Here is a 25,614-nt window from a genome sequence, read left to right on the forward strand (position 1 = left end):
GCCCCCACCGGCCGAAGAAAATGTCACCGACCTGGCCGAACGATTCCTGTCCTGCCAGAGATACCAATCAATCCCGGCGCCTCACTTCCGGCGCCTCACGTCCGGGGCCGCCTCCCCAGCTCCAGCACCAGGTGCGTCCCGAGCCCGAAGAGCAACCCCCAGAACGCCGAACCGATGCCGAACAGGCTCATCCCCGAGGCGCTCGCCAGGAAGGTCACCACCGCCGCGTCCCGCCCCCGCTCCTCGGCCACCGCCGCCGCCAGGCTGCCCTGCAGCGAGGCCAGCAGCGCGACCCCGGCGATCACCGCGATCAGCTCCTTCGGCAGCCCGGTGAACAGGCTCACCAGCAGCCCGCCGAAACTGCCCACCACCACGTACAGCACCCCCGAGGACATCCCCGCGACGTACCGTCGGCGCGGGTCCGGGTGGGCCTCCGGGCCCGAGCAGATCGCCGCCGTGATCGCCGCCAGGTTCACCCCCGGCGAGCCGAACGGCGCCATCAGCATCGACACCGCGCCCGTCGAGCCGATCAGCAGCCGGTCGTCCGCCCGGTAGCCGAAGGCCCGCATCACCCCGAGCCCGGGCGCGTTCTGCGAGGCCAGCGTGACGATGCCGAGCGGCAGCGTCAGCCCCACCAGCGCCGACCAGGAGAACGCCGGCACCGTCAGCACCGGTGCGGTCGGCCCGCCCGAGCCCAGGTGCAGCGGCAGCCCCACGGTCAGCGCCGCCAGCACCCCGCCGACCACCAGCGCCACCGGCACCGCGTACCGCGGCGCGAACCGCTTGGCCAGCAGGAAGGCCGCGAAGCTGCCCACCACCAGCACCGGCGCACCGTGCACCGCGCCGAAGATCCCGGCGCCGAAGGAGAACAGGATGCCCGCCAGCATCGCGTTCACGATCCCCACCGGCACCGCCGCGATCAGCCGGCCGAACCAGCCGGTCACCCCGAACAGCGTCACCACCACCGCGCTCACCAGGAACGCCCCGACCGCCTCCCGGTACGGGTAGTCGCCCAGGCTGGTCACCAGCAGCGCGGCGCCCGGGGTGGACCAGGCGGTGATCACCGGCGTCCGGGTCCACCAGCTCAGCGCGAAGCCGCTCACCCCGCTGCCGATCGCCACCGCCCAGATCCAGGACGCCGTGTGCGCCTGGTCCAGCCGGCCGGCGGCGGCCGCCGCGAGCACCACCACCAGCGGTCCGGAGAACGACACCACGACGCAGACCAGCCCCGCCAGCAGCGCCGGCGCCGACACGTCCCGCCGCAGCGACCGGCGTTCGTCGCTCCCGGCCGCCGTCTTCTCCGGTCGAATCGTCAGCTCATCCGTCATTCCGGCAGTATCCCGAAGCCCGGCCGAAGACTCCCGAAAAAACTTTTCGATCCACCTGCAACCCCTGCGGAGGATGCGCGTCTGTACGGATGAAGGCACGGAGAGCGAGACCGGCGGAGCCGGGGGGCGCTTCCGCTCACGAGGAGCGGAGCCGGTCGTCTTCACCCAACACACCGTCAGACCCATGACCCTGGGGAGTCACGTCATGCGCACGTCCGTTATCACCCGTTTTGCGAAGAACGACCGCGCCTTCTCCGGCCGCCGCCGCATCGCCCTCCTGGCCGCCACCACCGTCCTCGCGGGCGGCGTCCAGCTCCTCGCCACCGACACCGCCTGGGCCTGCGGCGCCCCGGACACGGCCACCGCGCCCGCCGAGAGCGCGCCGGCCGTCCAGCACAAGGGCACGGTCCAGAACGGGTTCTTCATGACGCCGTCTCTCGCCATCACGGCCGGCGGCCCGAAGACCGAGATCCCGGTCGAGGTCGTCAACTTCACGGGCGCTCCGTACCGCACCGTCACGCCCGGGCTCGCGCTCTACAACGAGAAGGGCGCCCCGCTGCGCAGCCAGGACCTGACCGTCGAGGTGGCCGGGCCCAAGGGCTGGGAGAAGGTCCCCCTCGTCCGCGGCTGCGACCCCAATCTCTTCGCGGTCGGCAAGCACGGCGAGGCCCTGGCCGACGGACGGGCAGCCCACTTCACTTTCCGGGTCGGCCTGTCCGCCACGGCCCCGGCCGACCTCCACGAGATCCGGGTCGGCCTCTCGGCGAACACCGAGGACGGCCAGCACGCGCCGTGGGTGTTCAAGACCATGTCCGTGTCGGCCCCCAAGCCCCAGCAGCCCGCCGCCCCTGCCAAGCCCACCACCCCGACCAAGCCCAAGCCCGCGCCGACCAAGGAGACCAAGCACGCCGAGCCCGTCGCCGACCGGACCCCGGCCAAGGAGACCCCCGCCCCCGCCGCCGAGGCCCCCAAGTCCACGGCTCCGCAGGCCACTTCCGCCGCCCCGGCGACCAGCGCGCCGGCCGGCACCGCCGAGCTGGCCCACACCGGCGCCGCCGAGACCAACACCTTCCTCGCCACCTCCGCCGCCGCGCTGCTCGCGCTGGGGGCCGGCGTCCTGCTCACCGTCCGCCGACTCCGCCGCCGGCGGTAGTCGACGGGCGGGTACGGCGAAGGGGCCCTGCTCCGCACGGCGGTGCGGAGCAGGGCCCCTTCGTCTCGTCTCCGGGGGCGTCAGCCCCAGGTGATCAGGCGCTTCGGGAACTCCAGCAGCCCGGCCACGTCGGCCAGCACCCGGGAGCCCAACTCCCCGTCCACCAGCCGGTGGTCGAAGGAGAGCGCGAGCGTGGTCACCTGTCGCGGGACCACCTTGCCCTTGTGCACCCACGGCAGCTCCCGGACCGCGCCGAAGGCCAGGATGGCCGCCTCGCCCGGGTTGAGGATCGGGGTGCCGGTGTCGACGCCGAAGACGCCGACGTTGGTGATGGTGACCGTGCCGCCCTGCATGTCGGCCGGCGAGGTCTTGCCCTGCCGGGCGGTCTCGACCAGCTCGCCGAGCGAAACGGCCAGGCCCGCGAGGGTCTTGGAGCCGGCGTCCTTGATGTTCGGGACGATCAGACCGCGCGGGGTGGCCGCGGCGATGCCGAGGTTGACCTGGCCCTTGACCACGATCTCCTGGGCCGCCTCGTCCCACTGGGCGTTGATCTCCGGGTGCCGCTTGATCGCCACCAGCAGCGCCTTGGCGACCAGCAGCAGCGGGCTGACCCGGACGTCCCGGCCCAGTTCGCCGCTCTCCTTGAGCTTGCGGACGAACTTCATGGTGCGGGTCACGTCGACCTGGACGAACTCGGTGACGTGCGGGGCGGTGAAGGCCGAGGCCACCATCGCCTGCGCGGTCGCCTTGCGGACGCCCTTGATCGGCACCCGGACGTCGCCCGTGACGGACACCGGCACCGGCGCCACCACGGCCTCGGCCGCCTCGACGACGGCCGACTCGACGGCCGGAGCCGCCGCAGCGCCCTGGGCCGCGGCGTGGGCGTGCAGGTCCTCGCGGGTGATCACGCCGTCCCGGCCGGTCGGGGTGACGGCCCGCAGGTCGATGCCCAGGTCCTTGGCCAGCTTGCGCACCGGCGGCTTGGCCAACGGCCGCTCACCGACCGGCACTTCGGCCGCCGGCGCGGCCGGGACAACCGGGGCCGCAGCGACCGGAGCCGGGGCCGCGGCCGGAGCCGGCTTCGCCGCGGCGACGGTCTTGGCGGTGGTCCGCCGGGCCCGACGCTGGGCGGAGCCGGTGCGCGGGCCGTACCCGACCAGCACCTCCCGGCGCTCCGGCTCAGCCTCGGCGGCCGGCGCCGCGGCGGCGGGCGCGGGCACGGCGGCAGCGGCGGCCGGAGCGGCCCCCGCCTCCCCGGCGACCGCCACCGTGATGATCACGGTGCCGACGTCGACCGTGGCGCCCTCGGGGAAGAAGAGCTGCTCGACGACCCCGTTGAACGGGATCGGCAGCTCCACCGCCGCCTTGGCGGTCTCCACCTCGCAGACGACCTGCCCGTCGGTGACGGTGTCACCCGGCTTGACGTACCAGCTGAGGATCTCGGCCTCGGTGAGGCCCTCGCCCACATCCGGCATCTTGAACTCGCGGAGCGAGCGAACTTCGGTGGTCATCTTCGCTCCCCGGTATCAGTACGCGAGCGCGCGGTCGACGGCGTCGAGCACGCGGTCCAGGTCGGGCAGGAAGGACTCCTCGACCCGGGACGGCGGGTACGGCGCGTGGTAGCCGCCGACCCGCAGGACCGGTGCCTCCAGGTGGTAGAAGCACCGCTCGGTGAGCCGGGCGGCCAACTCGGCGCCCATGCCCAGGAACACCGGGGCCTCGTGCACCACGACGGCCCGCCCGGTGCGCTTGACCGACTCCTCCAGGGTGGTGAAGTCCACCGGGGAGAGCGAGCGCAGGTCGACGACCTCCAGCCGGCGGCCGTCCTCCGCGGCGGCCGCGGCGGCCTCCAGGCAGACCTTGACCATCGGGCCGTACGCGATCAGCGTCGCGTCGGTGCCGGGGCGGACGATCCGGGCGTCGTGCAGCCCCAGGTCGGCGGCGGCGCCGACCTCGCCCTTGTCCCAGTAACGCCGCTTGGGCTCCAGGAAGATGACCGGGTCGTCGGACTCGATGGCCTGCCGCAGCATCCAGTGCGCGTCGTGCGCGTTGGACGGGGTGACCACCCGCAGACCGGCGGTGTGCGCGAAGTACGCCTCGTGCGACTCGCTGTGGTGCTCGACCGCGCCGATGCCACCCGCGTAGGGGATGCGGACGGTGACCGGCATCTTGACGTGGCCCAGCGCACGGGCGTGCATCTTGGCCAGCTGGGAGACGATCTGGTCGAAGGCCGGGTAGACGAAACCGTCGAACTGGATCTCCACCACCGGGCGGTAGCCGCGCAGCGCGAGGCCGATCGCGGTGCCCATGATGCCGGACTCGGCCAGCGGGGTGTCGATCACCCGGCCCTCGCCGAAGTCCTTCTGCAGGCCGTCGGTGATCCGGAAGACGCCGCCGAGCTTGCCGATGTCCTCGCCCATCAGGACGGTCTTCGGGTCGTTCTCCAGCGACTTGCGCAGCGCCTCGTTGAGCGCCTTCGCGATGCTCAGCTGACCGGCCATCAGTGGTTCTCCCCCGCCTCGAAGGAGGCCGCGTACTCGACGTATTCGGCCCGTTCCTCATCGACCAGTGCGTGCGGCTCGCTGTACACGTGGTCGAAGATCAGCGTCGGGTCCGGGTCCGGCATGCTGCGCACGCCCTCGCGCACCCGCAGCCCCAGCTGCTCGCTCTCGGCGTCGACGGCGGCGAAGAACTCGTCGTCGGCCAGGCCCTCCTTCTCCAGGAGGGTGCGCAGCCGCAGGATCGGGTCCTTGGCCTTCCAGGCCTCGGTCTCCTCGGCGAGCCGGTAGCGGGTCGGGTCGTCGGAGGTGGTGTGGGCACCCATCCGGTAGGTGAAGGCCTCGATCAGCACCGGGCCGTTGCCGCTGCGGGCGTGGTCGAGCGCCCAGCGGGTGACCGCGAGGCAGGCCAGCACGTCGTTGCCGTCGACCCGGACGCCCGGGAAGCCGAAGCCGGAGGCGCGGCGGTACAGCGGGATCTTGGTCTGGGTGGTGGTGGGCTCGGAGATCGCCCACTGGTTGTTCTGGCAGAAGAACACCACCGGGGAGTTGTAGACCGAGGCGAAGGTGAAGGCCTCGTTGACGTCGCCCTGGCTGGAGGCGCCGTCGCCGAAGTACGCGATCACCGCGTCGTCGGAGCCGTCCTTGGTGATGCCCATCGCGTAACCGGTGGCGTGCAGGGTCTGCGCGCCGATCACGATGGTGTAGAGGTGGAAGTTCTTCTCGTTCGGGTCCCAGCCGCCGTGGTTCACGCCGCGGAACATGCCGAGCAGGTTCAGCGGGTCGACGTCGCGGCACCAGGCCACGCCGTGCTCGCGGTAGGTGGGGAAGGCGTAGTCGCCGGTGCGCATGGCCCGGCCGGAGCCGACCTGCGCGGCCTCCTGGCCGAGCAGCGAGGCCCACAGGCCCAGCTCGCCCTGGCGCTGGAGCGAGGTCGCCTCGGCGTCGAACCGGCGCACCAGCACCAGGTCGCGGTAGAGGGAGCGCAGCTCCTCGGGAGTGGTGGTGAGGGGGTAGTCCGGGTGCTCGACGCGCTCGCCTTCCGGCGTGAGCAGCTGTACGAGCTCCGGCTGGGCGTCCGTCCCCGTGGCGCGGAGGGTGTCAGGGACGCCGGGGGCCGCCTTCTTGCGGGCCCTCGCCGTGCTTTTGACGGTCACGTTCACTCCTCGGTCTGTCCGGCCGCCCGGGGTCGCCGGTGACCGGTCCGGTCACCGCCTCGCGGGGCGCGCGTGGGTGTGCGCACCTACTGCGTGGCAGGTGGTGATCCTGTTCCGACGGCGTCCCTCACGAGAACGTTACCCAGCGTCCGCCCTTGGCGCGCTTGCGCTAGGACGTCCTACTTGTTCAGGGCCTACAACCCCGAGGGTGCCGCGCCCGGCTCGCCGTCGGAAGGGTGGGGGTGACGGTCGGCGTGACGCAGCTCTCAATTCGAGCGCCTTCAGGACACCAGCGCACGTTATCCGGGCGGACGCCCGTACGTAAGGGGGTTCTCGGTATCGGTTTCGGTCGGGTGTGGCTGGATCGCACCGTTACGGCACCCAGGACGATAGGCCTTCTGTACGGTGATATGGGAGGCTTTGGGCGTGACTGATAACGGACATATCAGGGTTTTCCTGCTCGATGACCACGAGGTCGTCCGACGCGGCGTGCACGATCTGCTGTCGGTCGAGGACGAGATCGAGATCGTCGGCGAGGCCGGCACGGCCGCCGAGGCGCTCACCCGGATCCCCGCGGTCCACCCCGACGTCGCGGTGCTGGACGTCCGGCTCCCGGACGGCAACGGGGTCGAGGTCTGCCGGGAGATCCGCTCCCTGATGCCCGAGATCAAGTGCCTGATGCTGACCTCCTTCTCGGACGACGAGGCGCTGTTCGACTCGATCATGGCGGGCGCCTCCGGCTACGTCCTCAAGGCGATCCGCGGCACCGACCTGATCACCGCCGTCCGGGACGTCGCGGCCGGCCGCTCGCTGCTCGACCCGGTCGCCACCAGCCGGGTGCTCGCCCGGCTGCGCGACGGCGGCGAGAAGGAGGACGAACGGCTGGCCCAACTCACCAAGCAGGAGCGGCGGATCCTCGATCTGATCGGCGAGGGGATGACCAACCGTCAGATCGGCAACGAGTTGCACCTGGCCGAGAAGACGGTGAAGAACTACGTCTCCAGTCTGCTCGCCAAGATGGGGATGGAGCGGCGCACCCAGGCGGCGGCGTACGTGGCCCGGCACCAGGCCGATCATCAGTACTGATACGGCCCTTCACACATGTGATGGTTTGTCAAGGGCCCCCACCAAGGGGCCATAACCTCTGCACGTGACTTTCAGCCAGACCCTCGCCTGCGCCCCGGCCCGCCCCGACCTCTCCGCACCGCCGATAGGGACCCTCAGTCCACCGGTACCGCGCAGCGCACTCGCCGAGGTCCTGGCCCGCTTCCGGGTGGGGCGGCCGCTCACCGTCGAACCGGTCGCCGAGGGCCTGCTCAACCGGGGCTACCGGGTCACCGCCGAGGCCGGCGCGTACTTCCTGAAGTGCTACGTCGACGCCGCCACCGCCAACCGCCCGAAGATCCTCGCCCACCACCGCGCGATGACCGACCTGCACGCCCTGGGGCTGCCCGTGGCGCCCCCGTTGAGCTGCTCCGGAGGCGGCGGGACGGTGGCCGGACTGAACGGCCGGCTGTTCGCACTGTTCCCCTGGGTGGATGGCCGACACCGACACGGTACCGAGCTGGATCCGTCGGGGTGCGACGCGCTCGGCGCGCTGCTCGGCCGGCTGCACGGCGCGCTCGACGACGTCTGCGCCCCCCTCGACCAGCCCGCCGGCTACCACAGCGCCGACCCCCTCGACAGCGCCGAACTGGCCCGCGAGCTGCGGCGACGAGCCCGCGACCACCGCCCCAACGGCGACCTCGACGCCCTGGTCGTCCGACGGCTGGACGAACGGTTGGAACTGCTCGCCGAGCACGCCCACCGCCGCCCCGGACCGCTCGCCGCCCCGCCCACCGGCTGGACCCACGGCGACTTCCACGGCCTCAACCTGCTCCACGGCGAGGGCCCGGACGGCGACCGGATCACCGGCGTGCTCGACTGGGACAAGCTCGGCCCGCAGCCGCGCGCCGAGGAGGCCGTCCGCGCCGCCACCCTGCTCTTCAACGACCGGACCACCGGCACCCTCGACCTGGTCCGGGTCCGCCGCTACTCACAGGCCTACCGGGCCTCCGGCGCCGCCACCGCAGAGCAGCTGGCCGCCGCCGTCCACCGGGTCTGGTGGGAGCGGCTGAACGACTTCTGGATGCTGCAGTGGCGCTACCAGCGGGCCGACCACCGGGCCGACCCGCTGTACCCCGCCTCGGCGGGCCAGTTGGCGTGGTGGTGCCAGGAGTACGAGCAGGTCCTGGACGCCTTCGCCAACTGATCCGTCAGGGGTTGAGCGGCGGCGGCAGCGTGCCGCCACCACCGGCCGGCTTCGAGGGCGACACCGGCGGGGGGGTGTTCCCGCCGCCCGCGGTCGGCGACGTCCCCGAGGTCGGTCCACCGGTCGCCGACGAACTGGCCGTCGCGGAGTGGGTGGTGGTCGGCGTCGGGGTCGGGGTCGGGGTGTGCTTGCCCGTACCCGGCGACGGCGACGTGTTGTTCTCGCCGCCGGTCCCGCCGGTCCCGCCGTAGCCGCCGGAGCCGGTCGGCTGGGTCGGCCGCCGGCTGCCGGAGGTCGACGGCGGCGGGGTCGGCTGGCCGTTCTGGGTCGGCGTGGTCGGCTCGGTGGTGCTGACCACCGGGGCGGGCGTCGTGGGCGTCGTCTGGTGGTCGGTGCCGCCACCGCCGCCGCTGAGCGCGAACGCGATCCCGGCGCCGACCGCGACCAGCACGGCGATCCCGCCGGCCACCCAGCCCCACGGCCCGCGCCGCCGGCCGCCGTGGTCGTCGTGGTCGTCCTCGCCGCCACCGCCGTACGAGCCGCCGGACCCCTGGTAGGGGGCGGGGGTGTGCGGTCCGCCCGCCGAGTACGGCAGCACCGAGGTCTGGTCGCCGGCGCCGACCGCGCCGAAGGCCTGGGTGGCCGCCGCCTGGTCCGGCCGGAGCACCTGGGTGGCCCCGGTGTCGCCGGGCATCCCGGCGCCGGCCCAGGCGGCCCCGCCCGCGCCGTGCATCTCGCGCAGCGCGTGCTGGAGGTGGGCGCGGAACTCGTCGGCGTCCTGGAAGCGGTCGTCCGGGTTCTTGGCGAGCGAGCGCAGCACCAGCGGGTCCAGGCCGACCGGCACCCGGCTGTTGGTCTGCGAGGGCGGCACCGGCGGGTCCTGGACGTGCTGGTAGACCACCGAGAGCGGGGTGTCGCCGGTGAACGGCGGGCGCAGCGTGAGCAGCTCGTAGAGCATGCAGCCGGCCGCGTACAGGTCGGAGCGGTGGTCGACCGGCTTGCCGAGCGCCTGCTCCGGCGACAGGTACTGCGGGGTGCCCATGACCATGCCGGTCTGGGTCATCGTGGTGGCCCCGCCGGTCAGCGCCCGGGCGATGCCGAAGTCCATCACCTTGACCGCGCCGGTGTTGGTGATGATCACGTTGGCGGGCTTGATGTCGCGGTGCACGATGCCGTTGCGGTGGCTGTAGGCCAGCGCCTCCAGCACCCCGGCGATGATGATCAGCGCCTGGTCGACCGGCGGCGCCTCCTCGTCCACCAGCAGCTCGCGGACGGTCCGGCCCTCGACCAGCTCCATCACGATGTACGGCGTGGACTCGTCGCCGAGGTACTCCTCGCCGGTGTCGTAGACCGAGACGATCGAGTGGTGGTTCAGCGCCGCGACGGCGTGTGCCTCGCGGGTGAAGCGCAGCCGGGCGACATCGTCCTGGGCCAGCTCGCCGCGCAGCAGCTTGACCGCGACGGTGCGGCCCAGCCGCACGTCCTCGGCGGCGAACACCTCGGCCATGCCGCCGCGGCCCAGCCGGTGGGTCAGCCGGTAGCGGCCGTCACCGACCGTGCCCATCGGAACCCCGCGACCGGGAGTCTGCGGTCCGCCGCGGCCGAAGGGCGGCAGCGCGGAGGTCGCGGCATCGCTGCCCGGCTCGGGGATCCTCGGCGTGCCGCCGGTCCGTCCGACCGCTCGGGCACCCGCCTCGTCGTCCGGCTGCTGCGTCTGTGCCATCGCTCCTCGCCCCGGGCGTTCGCTCGGATCGCGGTGCCCTGTCGCTTACGTATCCCCGAACGCTACCGCTTCCGACGGGCACCCGTGACACCCGCAGAACGGCGGGAAACCGTCAGAGCAGCCCGGTCCGGTCGGCCTGCGGGTCCACCAGGACGACCGCGGCCGGGCGCTCGGAGTGGAACTTCCCGTTGGTGCTGTTCTGCGCCTTGTTGACCACGATCGCGATGATGATGCCCGCCAGCACCAGCACGCCGACGATGATCGCGATCACCACGAAGGCCGTGGAACAGCCGCCGCTGCTGGGCTTCGGCTGCTGGTACGGAGGCATCGTCTGCGGGCCCGGCGGCATCGGCCGCGGGCCCTGCTGCGGCCCCCCTTGCTGAAGGAACTGCGGCTGCGGGGTGTGCGGGGCCTGCGGGCGCGGGGTCTGGTAGGCCGGCGGCGGGGTCCGGTACTGCGGCGCCGGCGGCTGCGGCTGCCCCTGCTGGAGGTACTGCGGGTGCGGGGTCTGGTAGGCCGGCGGCGGGGTCTGGTACTGCGGCGGCTGGGGCTGCCCCTGCTGGAGGTACTGCGGGTGCGGGGTCTGCGGCGCCTGCGGCGTCGCGTGCACCGAGCGCGGCCCCTCCTTGATCACCAGCGGGGAGCTGGCCTGCAGCGCGTGCCCGGCCCCGCCGCCCTTCAGCTCGGCGATCAGCCGCTCCGCCTCGTCCCGCATCGCGGCGGCGCTCTGGAAGCGGTGCGCCGGGTCCTTGCGCAGCGCCTGCGCCACGAAGGCGTCCACCACGGGGGTGAGCGAGCCGTTCAGGCTGGAGGGGGCCGGCGGCTCCTCCTGGACGTGCTTGTAGGCGATCGAGAAGGCCGAGTCGCCGTCGAAGACCAGCTGGCCGGTGAGCATCTCGAAGAGCATCACGCCGACCGAGTACAGGTCGGAGCGGGCGTCGACCGGCTTGCCGAGCGCCTGCTCCGGCGACAGGTACTGCGGGGTGCCGACCACCATGCCGGTCTGGGTCATCGAGGTGACGCCCGACTCCAGCGCCCGGGCGATGCCGAAGTCCATGACCTTGACGTTGCCCTTGCGGTCGAACATGACGTTGCCGGGCTTGATGTCGCGGTGCACCAGGCCCATGTCGTGCGAGGCCTCCAGCGCGTTCAGCACGCCGACGATGACCCGCAGGGCATCCTCGGTCGGCATCGCGCCGTACTGGGCGACCGCCTCGTTGATCGACTCGCGCAGGCCCATGCCGTCGATCAGCTGCATGACGATGTACGGCGTGCTGGAGCCGTCCGGGGCGACGTCCTCGCCGCTGTCGTACACCGTGACGATGTTCGGGTGCTCCAGCCGGGCCACCGCCTGGGCCTCGCGGCGGAACCGCTCCTTGAACGAGTCGTCCCGGCCCAGCTCGCTGTGCATGCTCTTCAGCGCCACCTGCCGGTCCAGCACGCTGTCGTACGCGAGGTGCACGGAAGCCATGCCGCCCTCGCCCAGCAGCCGCTGCAGCACATAGCGGCCGTTGCCCAGGGAGAAGCCCTCGGCCGCCGCGTTGCCGTGCTCGCTCATGGTCCTCTGCTCCCCCTCGGCGCGGTGGTCCTGCCGCAACCGTGACGTTCGGTCTCGTCCGTACGTGGTGGGCCCGGCCCGCTGGCCCGGCGAACCCCTGTCGCGGCGGCTCCACCGGCCTGCGACAGGGGTCAGGGTATCGGCTTCCGCCGACGGTGCTCGGCCCAGGGCCGATCCTGCCCCCGGACCGTCCGCGCCCTGCTGCGGCGGCGCGGTCCGGGGCGGATCGTCGTGGTACGTCCGGACCCGCGGCGGGCCCGGCGGGCCTACAGGTACGGGCCGGAGCGGATGCCGCGGCTCTGGCCCGGGTCCTCCTCGTCCGCCTCGCCCCCGTGCAGACCGGGCGGCAGCGCGCGGCGCATCTGCTCCAGCTGCGCCCGGGCGGCCATCTGCTGGGCGAACAGGGCGGTCTGGATGCCGTGGAAGAGGCCCTCCAGCCAGCCCACCAGCTGGGCCTGGGCGATCCGCAGCTCGGCCTCGGTCGGGATGGTGTCGTCGGTGAACGGCAGCGAGAGCCGCTCCAGCTCGGCCACCAGCTCCGGGGCCAGCCCGAGCTCCAGCTCCTTGATCGAACTGGCGTGGATGTCCTTCAGCCGGACCCTGCTCGCCTCGTCGAGGGGCGCCGCCCGGACCTCCTCCAGCAGCTGCTTGATCATGCTGCCGATCCGCATGACCTTGGCGGGCTGCTCGACCATCTCGGTCACCGGGAGCTCGCGCGGCACGTCCGCCTCGTCGTCCCCCTCCATCGGCGCCCCGGCGAACCCCTGGCCCACGGGCAGTCCGTCCGGTCCGACGATCAGCACCTTCTGGCCGTCCTGCGACTGCCCGCCGGCGGCCCGGAAGGGCTCCTGCGACGAGCGCTCGTTCATCGGATTCGTCATGAACAACATTCTCTCTCACTGGGGTTGGTCGGGCGGAAGCCCCCGTGTGTCCCGCCGTCCTGCGCCACCCCCCGACGACCGTACGCCCCCACGGCCCGCCCGGGAATCCGTACGGCTACTCAGTTCCCGCCCGGCCGCGCACAGCACCTCCCCCATCACCCCGCGAAACCCACCCCACCCAGGAGGGCCCCACTCCGCGAACCCCCACCGAATCTCCACGCCCCGGGCCCCGGGGCGCCCCGTCTCAGCCCTTGCGCAGCCGCAGGCCGATCAGCCCCAGGCCGCAGCCGATCAGCCCCAGGCCCGCGCCCAGCGGCAGCTGGAGCGTGGAGGGGTCCTGCCAGCGGGCGGGGAGGATGGCGGGGACGGCCGCGGCGGCCACGGGCTGGCCGGAGGCCGCCGTGACGGTGTCCTGGTCGGCGGCTGGAGCGGAGGCGTCCGAGGTGTCCGGGGCGTCCGCGTCCTGGGCCTGCTCGGGCGACTGCTCGACGGCCTGGTCCGGTGCCTGGTCCGGTGCCTGGTCGGGCACCTGGTCCGGCACCTGGCCGGGAGCTTGGTCCGGCACCTGGGCGGGAGCCTGGGCGGGCACCTGGTCCACGGCCGTGTCCGGGTGCTCCAGCACCGCCGCGGGGTGGTGCCGGTGGGCCCGGAGTCCGGCGAGGTCCGGGCGCGACCGGTCGGGCGCCGGGTACTGCGGCGGCGCGGCCTTCGGCGACGGCCCCTCCGGCTCCGTCCAGGCCTGGCCGTCATCCGCCGCCGGGCCGGACGGGTCATCCGCCCCGGCCTGGTCGTCGGCACCCGTCGCCGGCCCGTCCGACCCGGCCTGGTCATCGGCACCGGTGGCCGAGGAGTCCGCCGGCGCCGAGGAGTCCGCCGGCGCCGAGGCGGTCGGCGTCGGCTCGGCGGCCGCCACGGTCGCGGCGGCCAGCGGGAGGGTCAGTCCCAGCACGGCCGCCGCGAACAGCCGGCGGGCACGGCGGAGCCGGGGGTCGGTGCGGTGGTGGAGCGCGGCGGGCAGCGGCCCGAGGACGACGTACGGAGGTGCGGCCACGGTCGGAGTCCTTCCGACGGCCGACCGCGCCCGGGGCGGGGTCGGCGGTGGGACAGCTCCGGACCAGCCTCACACACTCCGACAATCGCGGCATTTCGGACGCCGCCGCACCCGACGCACCCGCCGCGCGGCCCGTCAGGCCTTCAGTACGACCTTCCCGACCTGCTCCCCCGCCTCCAGCACCCGGTGCGCGTCCCCGGCCGAGGTCAGCGGCAGCACCCGGTCCACCACCGGCTTCACCACCCCGGACTCGACCAGCGGCCACACGTGCTCCCGCACCGCCGCCACGATCGCCGCCTTCTCCGCGAGCGGCCGCCCGCGCAGGTTGGTGGCGATCACCGCGGCTCGCTTGCGCAGCAGCGTGTTGAGGTCGAGTTCGCCCTTGACCCCGCCCTGCAGCCCGATGATCACCAGCCGTCCGTTGACGGCCAGGGCGTCCACGTTCCGCTGCAGGTACTTGGCACCCATGATGTCCAGGATCACGTCCGCCCCGGCCCCGCCGGTGGCCTCGCGCAGCACCTCGACGAAGTCCTGCTCCCGGTAGTCGATCGTGATGTCGGCGCCCAGTTCGGCGCACCGGGCCAGCTTCTCGGCGCTGCCCGCGGTCACCGCGACCCGTGCGCCGACGGCCTTGGCCAGCTGGATCGCCATCGTCCCGATCCCGCTGGCACCGCCGTGCAGCAGCACCGTCTCGCCGGGCCGCAGGTGGGCGGTGAGGAAGACGTTGGACCACACCGTGGAGGCCACCTCGGGCAGCGCCGCGGCCTGCTCCGGGCTCAGCCCCTCGGGCAGCGGCAGCAGCTGCCCGCTCGGCACCGCGACCTTCTGCGCGTAGCCGCCGCCGGCCAGCAGCGCGCACACCCGGTCGCCGACGGCCCAGCCGGCCACACCCGGCCCGAGCGCGACGATCCGCCCGGCGCACTCCAGCCCGGGGTAGGGCGAGGCGCCGGGCGGCGGGTTGTAGAAGCCCTGCCGCTGGAGCAGGTCCGCGCGGTTGACGGCGGTGGCCGCCACCTCGACCAGGACCTCGCCCTCGCCGGGCACCGGATCGGGGACCTCGGCCCACACCAGTGCCTCGGGGCCGCCGGGTACGGGAATCGTCATCGCATGCATGCCCCGAACCTACTTCGCCGTACGGCGGTCCGGGGTTCAGGCCCCGCCAGGCCCGGCCGACTTGATGACGATCACCCGGTCGGTGAGCTGCAGCACGGCGGCCTCCGGCTCGGTGTAGTTGAGCACCCGTCGGCCCCGCACCACGGCGAGCACCAACTCCTCGCACTCGCGCGGACTGTGCCCGGCCTCAGCCCGGGTGACCGGCCGTTCGACCACGTCCAGCCCGTTCCCGTAGGTGAGCAGGTCCTCCATCACCGCTCCGGCGTGCGGGCTGAGCATCGACAGCCCGAGCAGCCGCCCGGCCGAACTGGAGCTGGTGACCACGACGTCGGCACCGCTCTGCCGCAGCAGCGGGGCGTTCTCGTCCTCCCGTACGGCGGCGACCACGGTGGCGCCCTTGTTCAACTGGCGCACCGTCAGGGTGATCAGCACCGCCGTGTCGTCCCGTTCCGGGGCGACCACGATCCGGGCCGCGCTCGGCACCGCGGCCCGCACCAGGGTGTCGGTACGGGTGGCGTCGCCGACCACCCCGACCAGACCGTGCTGGGAGGCGTGTTCGATGACCTTGCGCTGGGGGTCGACGACGACGATCTCCTCCGCCTTCACCCCCTGCCCGAGCAGGGTGTCGACGGCGCTGCGCCCCTTCGTCCCGAAGCCGATGACGACGGTGTGCTCGCGCACGGTGGACCTCCAGCGGTTCAACCGCCATTGCAGACGGGTGCGTTCGGTGAGCACCTCCAGCGTGGTGCCGACCAGGATGATCAGGAACACCACGCGCAGCGGGGTGATCACGAAGATGTTGGTGAGCCGGGCGCCGTCGCTGTACGGGGTGATGTCGCCGTAGCCGGTGGTGGAGAGCGTCACGGTGGCGTAGTAGGCCGCGTCCAGGAAGCTGAGCTCGCCGCCCGCGTTGTCGTGGTAGCCGGCCCGGTCGAGGTACACGATCACCGAGGTGGCGACCAGCACGGTGAGCGCCAGCAGCAGCCGGGAGCCGACCTGCCGCACCGCGGGCGCGGTCCGCCGGGCGGGCAGCACGATCCCGGCGTCCGCCCACGGCTCCGTGCCGGGCGCCGAGATGCGCCTCAGCCGGCTCATCCGCCCACCTCGCTCCGCCCGCTCACGGCGCCTCCACCAGTTCGACGGCCTCCCCCGCGCTGGCCCCGCCGGGCGGGACGACGGCCAGCGCCTCGGCCCGGGCGAGGCCGCGCAGCATCGCGGGCCCGTCGAAGGCCAGCGGGACGACCCCCGCGGCGGTGCGCCGCACCGGCTGGAGCCGGGTGTCCACCGGGTGTCCGGGCAGCGGGACGGCCGTCGGGGCGAGCGCGGGCGCGGTGGCGCCCCGCCCGCCGCGGGCGTGCAGCAGGGGCAGGGCGAGGGTGACCATGCCGGCGACGGCGGCCAGCGGGTTGCCGGGCAGGCCCACCAGGTGGCGCCCACCGGGGAGTTCGGCCAGCAGCATGGGGTGTCCGGGGCGGACGGCCACACCGTCGACCAGCAGTCGGGCGCCGGCTTCGGCGAGCGCCCGGTGCAGGAAGTCGACCGGCCCGGCGGCCGTTCCGCCGGTGGTGACCACGACGTCGGCGGTGGAGTGCCGCAGGGCGTCCCGGAGCAGCCCGAAGTCGTCGCGGACGCACCGGACTTCGGCGACCTCCGCACCGGCCGCCCGCAGCCAGGGCGGCAGCAGCGGGCCCAGCGCGTCCCGGACCAGCCCCGGGCCGGGGACCCCGGAGCCGAGCAACTCGTCGCCCAGTATGAGCAGTTGGACCACCGGGCGACGACGCACGGCGAGCCGGTCGTGGCCACAGGCGGCGGCCAGACCGAGCACGGCGGGCCCGACCACCGTCCCGGCGGGCAGCAACTCCTCGCCCCGGCGGCACTCCTGGCCGCGCGGGCGGACGTCCTGACCGGTGGTCAGTGGCTGCGGGCCGCGGTCGCGCAGCAGCGTGCCGTCCGTCCGGCCGTGTTCGCGGCGCAGTACGGCGGTCGCCCCGGGCGGTAGTTGGGCGCCGGTGGCGATCTCGACGGCGCTGCCGTCGGCCAGCGGCGCCACCTCGGTGCGGCCGGCCAGCACCTGCCCGGCGACCCGCCAGGGCCCGGGGCCGGCGACCGCCCAGCCGTCCATCGCGGAGGTGTCGAAGGCGGGCAGGTCGGTGAGCGCGCCGAGCGGTTCGGCGAGAACGTGTCCGAGCGCCTCGGCCAGCGGCCGCCCGATCACCGGCAGCGGGCGCAGCCCGGCCCGGCGCGCGGCCTCCCGGGCGCGCGGCCAACTCAGCACGCCGGGACCGGTGGCGGGGGCGGAGGAGGTCACGGTGGTCTGCCCGACCGCGCTCACGGCTCGCCCGGGCTGTCGTCGGCCGGGCTGTCGTCGCCCGGGCCGTCCTCGGCCGGGGCCCACCGCTCGGCGAGCGCCGCGGTCCGCCGGGACGCCTCGGCGACGGCCTCCGCCCCGCCGCCCTGCCGGGCGGCCGCGTAGCCGATCAGGAAGGCGGTCAGCGGCGCGGCCGGCCGGGCCACCCCGTGCGCGACCACCCGGGCCGTGTCGAGCAGTCCCCGGACGTCCACGTCCAGGTCGATGCCCAGGTCGGCCTTGACCTCGGCGATCCAGTCTTCCAGCGTGCGCTCCATGCGCCCATGCTGCCTGATCGGCGGTTTCCCCGAGGTGTTCGTCCCGTGTGCGGCGCGCGTCGATTCCCTCACGGCCGGGGGCCGGGACCGGTGAGGGCCGGTCAGGACTTCTCCCGCTCCCGGGCCTGTTCGAGGTCCTCCCAGGTGTCGCAGTCGTACGCGACGTCGTCCGTGTCGGCGACCCGCAGCCCGGCCAGTCCGCCGACGAGGCGGCGCAGCGGCTGCCCGGCCGGGTCGCCGAGGGCGGCGAGCGCGGCGCGCAGCGGGGCGGTGCGGTAGGCGGCGGCGAGCGGCTGGTCGCGGCCGCCCGCGTCGACCAGCAGGGCGGCGTCCACGGTCGGCCCGGCCCCGTCGAGGGCGTCTGCCAGCCGGTCCACCGTCCGCCGGTCCAGGAAGGGCAGGTCCGCGGCGAGCAGCAGCACGAGGTCGGCGGTGACCAGGTCGAGCCCGGCCGCGACGGCGGCGACCGGCCCGCCGCCGGGCGGCTGCTCCCTGGTCCAGTGGACGCCCGGGCGCGCGGTCGGCCGGGCGGGGCCGACCACGACGGTGGTCCGGGCACCGGCGCAGGCGGCGAGCACCCGGTCCAGCAGGGTCGTCTCCCCGACGGTCAGGCCGGGTTTGTCGGCCCCGCCGAGCCGCCGGGCCGAGCCGCCGGCCGGAACGATCACGTCGTACAGCGTCGCCATGCGGCCAGTATCCCGCCCTACTCGCTCGCCCCGTCCTTCCCGTCCTTCCCGTCCTCCGCTTCCGCCTCGGCCTCGGCCGCCGGGGAGGCCGCCGGGGCGGTCGCCCGCGCCGTGTTGGCGGCGGCGCCCAGCTCCAGGAAGGACGGCAGGGTGAGCTCCCCGTACCGCTCGTTCATCGCCGTGACCAGCGCCTCCGGGTCGTCCGGGTGCTCGGCCAGCAGCCGGTCGAAGTCCTCGAGGTACTCCCCGGTGAAGGCGAGCACCCGGTCCGCGTCGTCGCCCTGCTCGGGGGCGCGGTGCCCGGCGATGACCCGGTCCACGCCGAGGTCGGCGATCCGGCCGAGGTTGTGGCCCCAGGTGGTGCGCTGGGCCGGGGTGGTGTCGGCGGTCCAGACGTGGGTGCCGTTGCAGGCGAAGTCCCCGGCGATCACGGTCCGGATGCTGGGCACGTGGACGACGGTGGACTCCCCGCAGTCGGCCTGGCCGAGCAGCAGCACCGGGATCACCTGGCGGTCGAGCATCAGCGGCTGCGGCAGCAGCGGGGCGGGGACCAGCGGGTGGTCCGGGATGTCGTCGCCGTAGACCGGCTTCCACTGGGCGACCTTGGCCGCGACGGTCCGCCGGATGCCCTCGACCACCGCCGGGGCGGCCAGCAGCTGGGCGTCCGGGAAGAGCCTCAGCACCTCCTCGGCGCCGAAGTAGTGGTCCGGGTGCTGGTGGGTGATCACGATGGCGAGCAGCTGGCGGCCCTTGCCCGCGACCCACTCGGCCAGTTCGCGCCCGGCGCTGCGGGTGAGCTGGGCGTCGACCAGGATCGCGGTCCGCTCGCCGAGGATCAGCGTGGAGGTGGTGAAGAAGGCCGACTCGGGCCCGGTGAAGACGGCGACCTCCAGCGGAGGGGCCGGGCGCTCGACGTCGTCGGCGACCCCGGCCGCGACGGGCTCGGTGTCGGCCCGTTCCGCGCCGGCGCTCTCCTCGGGCGGGGACGACGTCACGGGCTGCTCCCTCTGGTTCGGCGGTCGGACTTCTTGCGCCCTACAGCATGGGAGCACCGGCGGCCGATTGCGCGGAAGGCGCGCCCGGCGGGGCGCGCCTTCAGGGGCAGGTCACACCGCGGCCCGGGCGGCGAGTTCCTTGCCCCGGCGGGCGGCCTGCTCCAGCGCCTGCGCCTTGGACTCGACGGCCCGCGGGACGAACTCGGCCAGCTGCGGGACGCTCGCCGCGAGGGTGAGCTCCGGGACGATGAAGTCGACCTCCAGCCCGAGCCCGCCGCCCAGCACCTTCTCCAGGTAGGTGGTGACGAACTCGTACGGCTCGCGCGGGGCGCCCGGGCCGTACGAACCGCCGCGGGAGGCGACGACGGTCACCGGGGTGCCCTTGGCGGAGGGCCGGTCGCCGGCGGTGCGGCCCATCAGGATCACGTGGTCCAGCCAGGCCTTGAGGGTCGACGGGATCGTGAAGTTGTACATCGGGGCGCCGATCAGCACCGCGTCGGCGGATTCCAGCTCGACCATCAGCTGCTCGCGGAGCCCGAAGGCGGCGGCCTGCTCGGCGGTGCGGGCCTCGGCCGGGAGGTATCCGGCGGTGATGCCGGCGGCCTCCAGGTGCGGGAGCGGGTCGGCGGCGAGGTCGTGGTGGATCACCGTGCCGTCGGGGTGCTCGGCCTGCCAGGCGTCCCGGAACGCGGCCGTGACCTCGCGGGAGACGGAGCCGTCGGTGAGCGCCGAGGAGTCGATGTGCAGCAGCGTGGGCATGGCAGGGCCTCCAGAGAATAAGTAGCTGCAGTTTCCGTTGCAACTGCAACTAACGTAGCAGCTTACTTTTCTATAGTCACTAGTGACGGGTCGAGTAGGCTGGAGCCATGGCCGAGCCCCAGGTAGTCCCCGACGCAGCTCCGACCTCCGTCGACACGGGCGCCCCCGAGGGCCACGGCGGCTGCTTCAACGTCGAGCTGGCCCTCAACCGGGTGTTCACCCTGCTCGGCAAGCGCTGGACCGGTCTGCTGCTGGGCGTGCTCAACAACGGCGGCCCCGCCCACTTCTCCGAGCTGCGCCGCTCCGTCCCGGGCATCAGCGAGCGGATGCTCTCCGACCGGCTGACCGAGCTCACCGAGGCCGGACTGGTCGTCCGCGAGGTCGACCCCGGCCCCCCGCTGCGGGTGAGGTACCGGCTCACCGAGAGCGGGGTCGCGCTGAAGCCGGCCCTCACCGAACTGGCCGTCTGGGCCGACCGCTACCTGCCGGAGGACGCCCTCAAGGGCGGCTGCTGACCCGCCCGGCCGCACCCGGACACGCCGAAGGGCCCGCCTGCCGACAACGGCGGACGGGCCCTTCGTACAGCTGCTCAGCCCTGCGCGGCACCACCGCGCAGCCGGGCCACCCGGTCGGCGACGCCCCAGGACGTCACCCGCCAGAGCGCCTCGACCACGATGCTGCGGCTCATCTTGGAGGCGCCGAGCTCACGCTCGACGAAGGTGATCGGCACCTCGGCGACCTTGAAGCCCGCCTTCACCGTGCGCCAGGCCAGGTCGACCTGGAAGCAGTACCCGGCCGAGGCCACCTCGTCCATGCCCAGGCCCAGCAGGGTCTCCTTACGGAAGGCCCGGTAGCCGCCGGTGACGTCCCGGATCGGCACGCCCAGCATCAGCCGCGAGTAGGTCGAGCCGCTGCGCGAGAGCAGCAGCCGGGACTTCGGCCAGTTGACCACCCGGCCGCCCGGCACCCAGCGCGAGCCGAGCACCAGGTCGGCGCCGCGCAGCGCGCTCAGCAGCCGGTCCAGCTCCTCGGGCTGGTGCGAGCCGTCCGCGTCCATCTCGACCAGGACGTCGTAGCCGTTGTCGATGCCCCAGCGGAAGCCCGCGAGGTAGGCGGCGCCCAGGCCCTCCTTGCCCTTGCGGTGCATGACGTGCACGTTCTGGTCCTCGGTGGCCAGCTTGTCGGCCAGCTCACCGGTGCCGTCAGGGCTGTTGTCGTCGGCGACCAGCACATGGGCCTCGGGCACCGCGGCCCGGACCCGGCCGACGATCCGCTCGACGTTCTCCGCCTCGTTGTAGGTCGGGATGATCACCAGGACCCTGCCGAGATCAGCAAAACTCTGCTGGTTCACGGTCACGTACAAACCTCTCGGCCGATGGCGGGGAGTATCAGAACACCGTCGCCCGCACTCTGGAACGCGGCCCCGCCGACAGCCCGCCGACGGGATGACCACGGTGGAGAATGCTGCGGGGGGCGGAGACTACTGCGTCCTGGCATCCTACTACCGCGCCCGGGAACCACCGGTCGGACCACGGCACTCCCACCGGATGGCCGCCGTTTCCCCGCGGGCGACCCAGGTCAGCTAGGGTCGATGCCCTTGCCCGTGCCCGGGCCGCCCCGTCAGCGAAGGAGTAGGACCGCGCGCATGGACAGGCTCGTCAACACCGTCCGCCCGTACGCCTGGGGGTCGCTCACGGCCCTGCCCGAGCTGCTGGGGCAGGAACCGACCGGCGAACCGCAGGCCGAGCTGTGGATGGGCGCCCACCCCGGCGACCCGTCCCGCGCCGACCGCGGCGAGGGCCCGAGGCGGCTGGACGAGCTGATCGCGGCCGACCCCGAGGGCGAGCTCGGCGCGGCGAGCGTGGCCCGGTTCGGTCCGAGCCTGCCGTTCCTGTTCAAGGTGCTCGCCGCGGGCATCCCGCTGTCCATCCAGGCCCACCCCACGCTGGACCAGGCCCGGGCCGGCTTCGCCGCCGAGAACGCCCTCGGCATCCCGCTGGACGCCCCCGGGCGCAGCTACCGCGACGCCAACCACAAACCCGAAATGGTCTGCGCGCTGGGTGAGTTCGAGGGCCTGTGCGGCTTCCGCCGGCCCGCCGCGGCGGCCGCGCTGATGGCCGCCCTCGGGGTGCCCGGACTGGACCCGGTGATCGCACTGCTGTCGGTCGAGGCCCCCGGCGGCCCCGAGGCCGAGGCCCGGGCCCTGCGCGACGCCCTGGCCGCCCTGCTCACCATGGACGACGAGACGGCCGGGCGGACCGTCCGGGACACCGTCGCCGCGCTGGCCGGGACGGACCCGGACGGCGAGCACGCCCCGTACGCCAGGATCGCCAAGGACTTCCCGGACGACCGCGGCGTGCTCGCCGGCATGCTGCTCAACCACGTCCGGCTGCGGGCCGGCGAGGCGCTCTACCTGGGCGCCGGGGTGCCGCACGCCTACCTGTCCGGGGTCTGCGTGGAGCTCCAGGCCAACTCGGACAACGTGCTGCGGGCCGGCCTCACCCCCAAGCACATCGACGTGCCGGAACTGCTCAAGGTGGTGCTCTTCGAGCCCTGCGCGCCCGAGGTGGTGCACCCCGTTCCGGTCGGGACCACCCCCGGCGAGCAGCTCTACCCCGTCCCGATCGACGAGTTCCGGCTCTCCCGCTTCGAGCTGGCCGGCGTCGAGCGCGAGATCGACGGCCGCACCCCGCAGATCCTGCTCTGCACCGAGGGAGCCGTACGGCTCACCGCCGCCGACGGCACCGTGCTGGACCTCGCCCGCGGCCAGTCCGCCTTCCTCCCGGCCACCGGCACCCCGACCCGGCTCGCCGGCACCGCCGGCACGCTCTTCCGCGCCACCGTCACGGTCTGAGCCCGCCCGGAGGGGCGGGTACGGCGAAGGGCTCGCCCCGGTGGGGGCGAGCCCTTCGTGCTGCTCGGCCGGTCAGCGGCCCGGGGATCCGGCCCCTGCCGACACCGTCTCCCCGACCGAATCCGAAGCAGAGGTCGAAGCCGAGGTCGAAGCAGGAGCCGAGACCGCGACCGGGGCGCTCGCGGCGGCGCCAGCCGGCACCGCGAAGGCGAGCGGCGGCAGCTCGCCGCCGGGCCAGCGGCGGTCGACCCACTTGCCCACCTTGCGGCCCACCTTCTGCACCGGGAGTTCCACCAGCTTGTACATCACCCAGCTCGCGATCATGATCACGGCGAGGTACTCGACCGTCCACAGCACCTTGCCGCCGGTCGTCGGCGGCACCTTGGGCACGTCCAGCAGGTAGTGCAGGGTGTGCAGCACCGGGACGTGCAACAGGTAGAGCGAGAAGCTGATCCCACCGAGCCAGGTCAGCGGCTTCGGGAAGCGGCGCTTGCGCAGTGCGAAGCCGATCCCGAAGGTCAGCCAGGCGCCGAGGTAGGAGCCGACGAAGGCCCGCGGCCCGGCCGTCCAGGTGTTGTTCTCCATGCCGCTGTGGTTGTAGAAGAACGCGACGGCCACACCCGCGGCCATCACGAAGCCGCAGCAGAGGACGGCCTGCAGGCGGTCGATCTGGCCGCGCTCGGCGCGGTAGACCGTGGTGCCGGCGAACATCGTCGCGAAGATCATCAGGGTCTCGAACATCGGGGCGCGGCTGTTGTTGTACATCAGCACGAAGGCCAGCACGCCGAGCGTGATCGCCCCGATCCGGGTCAGGTTCGCCCGGCCGCTCAGCACGCAGGCGAAGGCGAACAGCACGATCAGCACCACGCCCCAGACCAGGTTGTGGGTCGAGGCGGCGTCGACGGTCATGGTGTGGGACGCGATGGAGGTCCCGAAGATCACCGCCACAGCGGCGAAGGCCACCGCGATCGGGGCGCTGCGACGGTGCTGGCCGACCGCGAAGAGCGCGGTGACCATGTAGTAGAAGGCCATCTCGTAGCTCAGCGTCCACATGACGCCCAGGCCGTTCCAGACGCCCATGAAGTCCTGCAGCATGGTCGTGTTGGCGGCCACGGCCACGAAGTTGTGACCGGTGGCGAAGAGCGCGACCGAGCCGTCACCCTTGGGGATGATGGCCAGCGCCACCGCGATGCCGATGATCACCGGTGGCCAGAGCCGGAAGAACCGGCCGATCCAGAACGCCCGGACGTTCCCCCGGCGTTCCAGCGAGGCGGGGATGATGTAGCCGCTGACCAGGAAGAACAGCATCACGCCGTACAGGCCGAGATCCCCGTGCCACCAGATGAAGGCGGCCAGCCGGTCCGGCAGCAGCTTCAGGACGTCGAAGTGGTGCAGGGCGACCACGAGGGCGGCCACGCCGCGCAGCGCGTCGAGCCAGCCGAGCCGGGCGGCCGCACCGCCCGCCCGGGCCTGCGTGCTTCCCCCGGACTTACGGGCGACCGGCAGTCGTATCGTCTTCACCGCAGGGACAGTAGTCCATCTGCGTCACGCCCCCGCCTCCGGCGCCGTCACCGGGCGGGCCGTCACGGACCACCGCGGGCCGTCGCGGGCCGTCACGGACCACCGCGGGCCGTCGCGGACCGTCGCGGGCCCGAATCTCGGTTGACCGCGTCCCGTACCGCCGCTGGACTGTCGCGAGCGCCCCGACCGGTGGGGCCGCACCCAGGGGAGGCAGCGCAGCCATGGACATCCGATCCACGACCGACCAGGACCTCGGCGTCTTCGTCGACACGCTCCACGCCGCGTTCGGCCGCTTCCCGGAGACCCCGGCCGAGGACGGCGGCGGGCTCTGGTGGTCGGCGGTCGAACCGGACCGCGGCCTGCTCGCCGTGACGCCCGAGGGCCGGCCGGTCGGCACCGCCGGCGCGTACTCCTTCGAGCTCACCCTGCCCGGCGGGGCGGTGACCCCGGTCTCCGGGGTGAGCAACGTCGGCGTGCTGCCGACCCACCGCCGGCAGGGCGTGCTGACCGCGATGATGCGGCGCCAGCTCGCCGACCTGCGGGCCCGCGGGGAGTTGCTCTCCGTGCTGCTGGCCTCCGAGGCCACGATCTACGGCAGGTTCGGCTACGGCCCGGCGACGTACACGAACCGGCTGACGGTGCCGCGCCACCGGGCCGCCCTCGCCGCACCGCGGGCCGGCGACGCGGACACCGGCTCGGTCGAGGTGCTGCGGCGCGCCGACTGCGGGGACCTCCTGGAGCGGGTCTACGACCGGTACCGCCTGGCCCAGCCCGGCGCGCTGTCCCGGCCGCACCGCTGGTGGGCCCTGCGCGCGGGGCAGCCCCCGATCGCGGCGACGCCGCGCTACATCGCCGTCCACCGGGACGCCGACGGCGTTCCGGACGGGTACGCCAGCTACGCGCTCGACGGGGACAGTCTGAAGGTCGACGAGATCATCGCCGCCGACGACGCCGTCACCTCGGCCCTGACCAGGGTCCTGCTCGGACACGACCTGGTCTCCGAGGTCGTGTTCAAGCACGTGCCGTCCGAGCACCCGGTGCGCTGGCAGCTCGCGGACTACAGCGCCGGCCAGCTGGGCAACAGCACCGACTGGCTCTGGGTCCGCCTGCTGGACGTCCCGGGCGCGTTGACCGCGCGCGGCTGGCTCACCGACGGCGAGCTGGTCCTGGACGTCCGGGACCCGTTCCTCGGCGAGCGCGCCCGCCATCTGCTGACCGTCCGCGGCGGCGAGGCCGAGTGCGCCCCCACCGACCGGGAGCCCGACCTGTCGCTGGACGTCCGGGACCTCGGGGCCGTCTACCTCGGCGGCACCGCCCCGAGCACGCTCGTCCGGGCCGGGCTCGTCCGGGCCCACCACCCGGAGGCGGCCGCCCTCGCCGACGCCCTGTTCCGCGCCGAGCGCCCGCCGCACTGCCTGAGCTGGTTCTGACCACCGACCGGCCGCCCCGCCCGGGGCGGCC

General features: G+C 73.7%; 21 protein-coding genes and 1 pseudogene. 6 read left to right on the forward strand and 16 right to left on the reverse strand.

The features are described 5' to 3' along the window. Window positions 1–95 precede the first annotated feature (95 nt). Window positions 96–1,328, reverse strand: a complete 1,233-nt coding sequence (locus tag ACZ47G_RS03935; RefSeq protein ID WP_465739831.1) for a benzoate/H(+) symporter BenE family transporter — start codon at window positions 1,326–1,328, stop codon at window positions 96–98. Between the two features lie 205 nt (window positions 1,329–1,533). On the opposite strand from ACZ47G_RS03935, the gene ACZ47G_RS03940 reads away from it, so the two are divergent. Continuing rightward, window positions 1,534–2,481, forward strand: coding sequence for a hypothetical protein (locus ACZ47G_RS03940; protein ID WP_465739832.1), 948 nt, complete (start codon window positions 1,534–1,536; stop codon window positions 2,479–2,481). A gap of 80 nt (window positions 2,482–2,561) precedes the next feature. Here ACZ47G_RS03940 and ACZ47G_RS03945 read toward each other — a convergent pair whose 3' ends face one another. The 3 genes from ACZ47G_RS03945 to pdhA are packed head-to-tail and all read right to left on the reverse strand — an operon-like array spanning window position 2,562 to window position 6,136. After that, window positions 2,562–3,992 carry a dihydrolipoamide acetyltransferase family protein gene (locus ACZ47G_RS03945; RefSeq protein WP_465739833.1) on the reverse strand — a complete coding sequence of 477 codons (1,431 nt, stop codon included), beginning with the start codon at window positions 3,990–3,992 and terminating at the stop codon, window positions 2,562–2,564. A 15-nt stretch (window positions 3,993–4,007) separates the two neighbouring features. Further along, on the reverse strand, window positions 4,008–4,982 hold the full coding sequence (locus tag ACZ47G_RS03950; RefSeq protein ID WP_465739834.1) for an alpha-ketoacid dehydrogenase subunit beta: 975 nt from the start codon (window positions 4,980–4,982) through the stop codon (window positions 4,008–4,010). Continuing rightward, on the reverse strand, window positions 4,982–6,136 hold the full coding sequence (gene pdhA, locus ACZ47G_RS03955) for a pyruvate dehydrogenase (acetyl-transferring) E1 component subunit alpha (protein WP_380458486.1): 1,155 nt from the start codon (window positions 6,134–6,136) through the stop codon (window positions 4,982–4,984). Before pdhA ends, ACZ47G_RS03950 begins: the two co-directional genes overlap by 1 nt. A 426-nt stretch (window positions 6,137–6,562) precedes the next feature. On the opposite strand from pdhA, the gene ACZ47G_RS03960 reads away from it, so the two are divergent. Together ACZ47G_RS03960 and ACZ47G_RS03965 are read left to right on the forward strand one after the other, a co-directional pair. Beyond that, entirely contained in the window at window positions 6,563–7,222 is a 660-nt protein-coding gene (locus ACZ47G_RS03960) for a response regulator (RefSeq protein WP_380458484.1), read from the forward strand. Window positions 7,223–7,286: 64 nt separating this feature from the next. Then, window positions 7,287–8,387 (forward strand): phosphotransferase enzyme family protein, encoded by a 1,101-nt coding sequence (locus ACZ47G_RS03965; RefSeq protein WP_465739835.1) that lies wholly within the window; start codon window positions 7,287–7,289, stop codon window positions 8,385–8,387. Between the two features lie 4 nt (window positions 8,388–8,391). On the opposite strand, the gene ACZ47G_RS03970 is transcribed toward ACZ47G_RS03965, so the two are convergent. The 10 genes and pseudogenes from ACZ47G_RS03970 to ACZ47G_RS04015 form a co-directional block, all read right to left on the reverse strand. Beyond that, the gene (locus ACZ47G_RS03970; protein WP_465739836.1) at window positions 8,392–10,110 is read right to left on the reverse strand and encodes a protein kinase domain-containing protein; all 1,719 of its coding nucleotides are present in this window, start codon (window positions 10,108–10,110) and stop codon (window positions 8,392–8,394) included. A gap of 112 nt (window positions 10,111–10,222) precedes the next feature. After that, the gene (locus ACZ47G_RS03975) at window positions 10,223–11,668 is read right to left on the reverse strand and encodes a protein kinase domain-containing protein (RefSeq protein WP_465739838.1); all 1,446 of its coding nucleotides are present in this window, start codon (window positions 11,666–11,668) and stop codon (window positions 10,223–10,225) included. A 266-nt stretch (window positions 11,669–11,934) separates the two neighbouring features. Then, window positions 11,935–12,549, reverse strand: a complete 615-nt coding sequence (locus tag ACZ47G_RS03980) for a bacterial proteasome activator family protein (protein ID WP_380458476.1) — start codon at window positions 12,547–12,549, stop codon at window positions 11,935–11,937. Between the two features lie 244 nt (window positions 12,550–12,793). Then, complete coding sequence (locus ACZ47G_RS03985; RefSeq protein WP_465739839.1) at window positions 12,794–13,600, reverse strand: hypothetical protein; 807 nt, start codon at window positions 13,598–13,600, stop codon at window positions 12,794–12,796. Between the two features lie 135 nt (window positions 13,601–13,735). Beyond that, complete coding sequence (locus ACZ47G_RS03990; protein ID WP_465739840.1) at window positions 13,736–14,713, reverse strand: NAD(P)H-quinone oxidoreductase; 978 nt, start codon at window positions 14,711–14,713, stop codon at window positions 13,736–13,738. 36 nt (window positions 14,714–14,749) lie between these two features. Further along, entirely contained in the window at window positions 14,750–15,808 is a 1,059-nt protein-coding gene (locus ACZ47G_RS03995; protein ID WP_465739841.1) for a potassium channel family protein, read from the reverse strand. A gap of 22 nt (window positions 15,809–15,830) precedes the next feature. Beyond that, window positions 15,831–17,045, reverse strand: coding sequence for a molybdopterin molybdotransferase MoeA (locus ACZ47G_RS04000; RefSeq protein WP_465739843.1), 1,215 nt, complete (start codon window positions 17,043–17,045; stop codon window positions 15,831–15,833). Then, window positions 17,042–18,024, reverse strand: a pseudogene (locus tag ACZ47G_RS04005) (NTP transferase domain-containing protein). The gene ACZ47G_RS04000 and the pseudogene ACZ47G_RS04005 overlap by 4 nt, the downstream one beginning before the upstream one ends. Window positions 18,025–18,041: 17 nt before the next feature. Further along, complete coding sequence (locus ACZ47G_RS04010) at window positions 18,042–19,019, reverse strand: MBL fold metallo-hydrolase (RefSeq protein WP_465739845.1); 978 nt, start codon at window positions 19,017–19,019, stop codon at window positions 18,042–18,044. Between the two features lie 111 nt (window positions 19,020–19,130). Continuing rightward, window positions 19,131–19,778 (reverse strand): FMN-dependent NADH-azoreductase, encoded by a 648-nt coding sequence (locus ACZ47G_RS04015; RefSeq protein WP_465739846.1) that lies wholly within the window; start codon window positions 19,776–19,778, stop codon window positions 19,131–19,133. A 107-nt stretch (window positions 19,779–19,885) separates the two neighbouring features. Here ACZ47G_RS04015 and ACZ47G_RS04020 point away from each other — a divergent pair, with 107 nt between their 5' ends. Continuing rightward, window positions 19,886–20,293: a winged helix-turn-helix transcriptional regulator gene (locus ACZ47G_RS04020; RefSeq protein WP_465739847.1), complete on the forward strand. Its 408-nt coding sequence runs from the start codon at window positions 19,886–19,888 to the stop codon at window positions 20,291–20,293. A gap of 74 nt (window positions 20,294–20,367) precedes the next feature. Here ACZ47G_RS04020 and ACZ47G_RS04025 read toward each other — a convergent pair whose 3' ends face one another. Continuing rightward, the gene (locus ACZ47G_RS04025) at window positions 20,368–21,135 is read right to left on the reverse strand and encodes a polyprenol monophosphomannose synthase (RefSeq protein WP_380458460.1); all 768 of its coding nucleotides are present in this window, start codon (window positions 21,133–21,135) and stop codon (window positions 20,368–20,370) included. A 288-nt stretch (window positions 21,136–21,423) separates the two neighbouring features. Here ACZ47G_RS04025 and manA point away from each other — a divergent pair, with 288 nt between their 5' ends. Beyond that, window positions 21,424–22,632: a mannose-6-phosphate isomerase, class I gene (manA, locus tag ACZ47G_RS04030; protein WP_465739848.1), complete on the forward strand. Its 1,209-nt coding sequence runs from the start codon at window positions 21,424–21,426 to the stop codon at window positions 22,630–22,632. Between the two features lie 72 nt (window positions 22,633–22,704). On the opposite strand, the gene ACZ47G_RS04035 is transcribed toward manA, so the two are convergent. Next, window positions 22,705–24,153: an acyltransferase family protein gene (locus ACZ47G_RS04035; RefSeq protein WP_465739849.1), complete on the reverse strand. Its 1,449-nt coding sequence runs from the start codon at window positions 24,151–24,153 to the stop codon at window positions 22,705–22,707. A 221-nt stretch (window positions 24,154–24,374) separates the two neighbouring features. On the opposite strand from ACZ47G_RS04035, the gene ACZ47G_RS04040 reads away from it, so the two are divergent. Then, window positions 24,375–25,583, forward strand: coding sequence for a GNAT family N-acetyltransferase (locus tag ACZ47G_RS04040; RefSeq protein ID WP_465739850.1), 1,209 nt, complete (start codon window positions 24,375–24,377; stop codon window positions 25,581–25,583). Window positions 25,584–25,614: the final 31 nt, after the last annotated feature.

It is taken from the genome of Kitasatospora sp. NPDC030952 (assembly GCF_055571335.1).

Coding starts and splice junctions, on each gene's coding strand:
- ACZ47G_RS03935 (WP_465739831.1), bottom strand. CDS start 1,328: ATGACGGATGAGCTGACGATTCGACCGGAGAAGACGGCGGCCGGGAGC.
- ACZ47G_RS03940 (WP_465739832.1), top strand. CDS start 1,534: ATGCGCACGTCCGTTATCACCCGTTTTGCGAAGAACGACCGCGCCTTC.
- ACZ47G_RS03945 (WP_465739833.1), bottom strand. CDS start 3,992: ATGACCACCGAAGTTCGCTCGCTCCGCGAGTTCAAGATGCCGGATGTG.
- ACZ47G_RS03950 (WP_465739834.1), bottom strand. CDS start 4,982: ATGGCCGGTCAGCTGAGCATCGCGAAGGCGCTCAACGAGGCGCTGCGC.
- ACZ47G_RS03970 (WP_465739836.1), bottom strand. CDS start 10,110: ATGGCACAGACGCAGCAGCCGGACGACGAGGCGGGTGCCCGAGCGGTC.
- ACZ47G_RS03975 (WP_465739838.1), bottom strand. CDS start 11,668: ATGAGCGAGCACGGCAACGCGGCGGCCGAGGGCTTCTCCCTGGGCAAC.
- ACZ47G_RS03980 (WP_380458476.1), bottom strand. CDS start 12,549: ATGACGAATCCGATGAACGAGCGCTCGTCGCAGGAGCCCTTCCGGGCC.
- ACZ47G_RS03990 (WP_465739840.1), bottom strand. CDS start 14,713: ATGCATGCGATGACGATTCCCGTACCCGGCGGCCCCGAGGCACTGGTG.
- ACZ47G_RS03995 (WP_465739841.1), bottom strand. CDS start 15,808: ATGAGCCGGCTGAGGCGCATCTCGGCGCCCGGCACGGAGCCGTGGGCG.
- ACZ47G_RS04015 (WP_465739846.1), bottom strand. CDS start 19,778: ATGCCCACGCTGCTGCACATCGACTCCTCGGCGCTCACCGACGGCTCC.
- ACZ47G_RS04020 (WP_465739847.1), top strand. CDS start 19,886: ATGGCCGAGCCCCAGGTAGTCCCCGACGCAGCTCCGACCTCCGTCGAC.
- manA (WP_465739848.1), top strand. CDS start 21,424: ATGGACAGGCTCGTCAACACCGTCCGCCCGTACGCCTGGGGGTCGCTC.
- ACZ47G_RS04040 (WP_465739850.1), top strand. CDS start 24,375: ATGGACATCCGATCCACGACCGACCAGGACCTCGGCGTCTTCGTCGAC.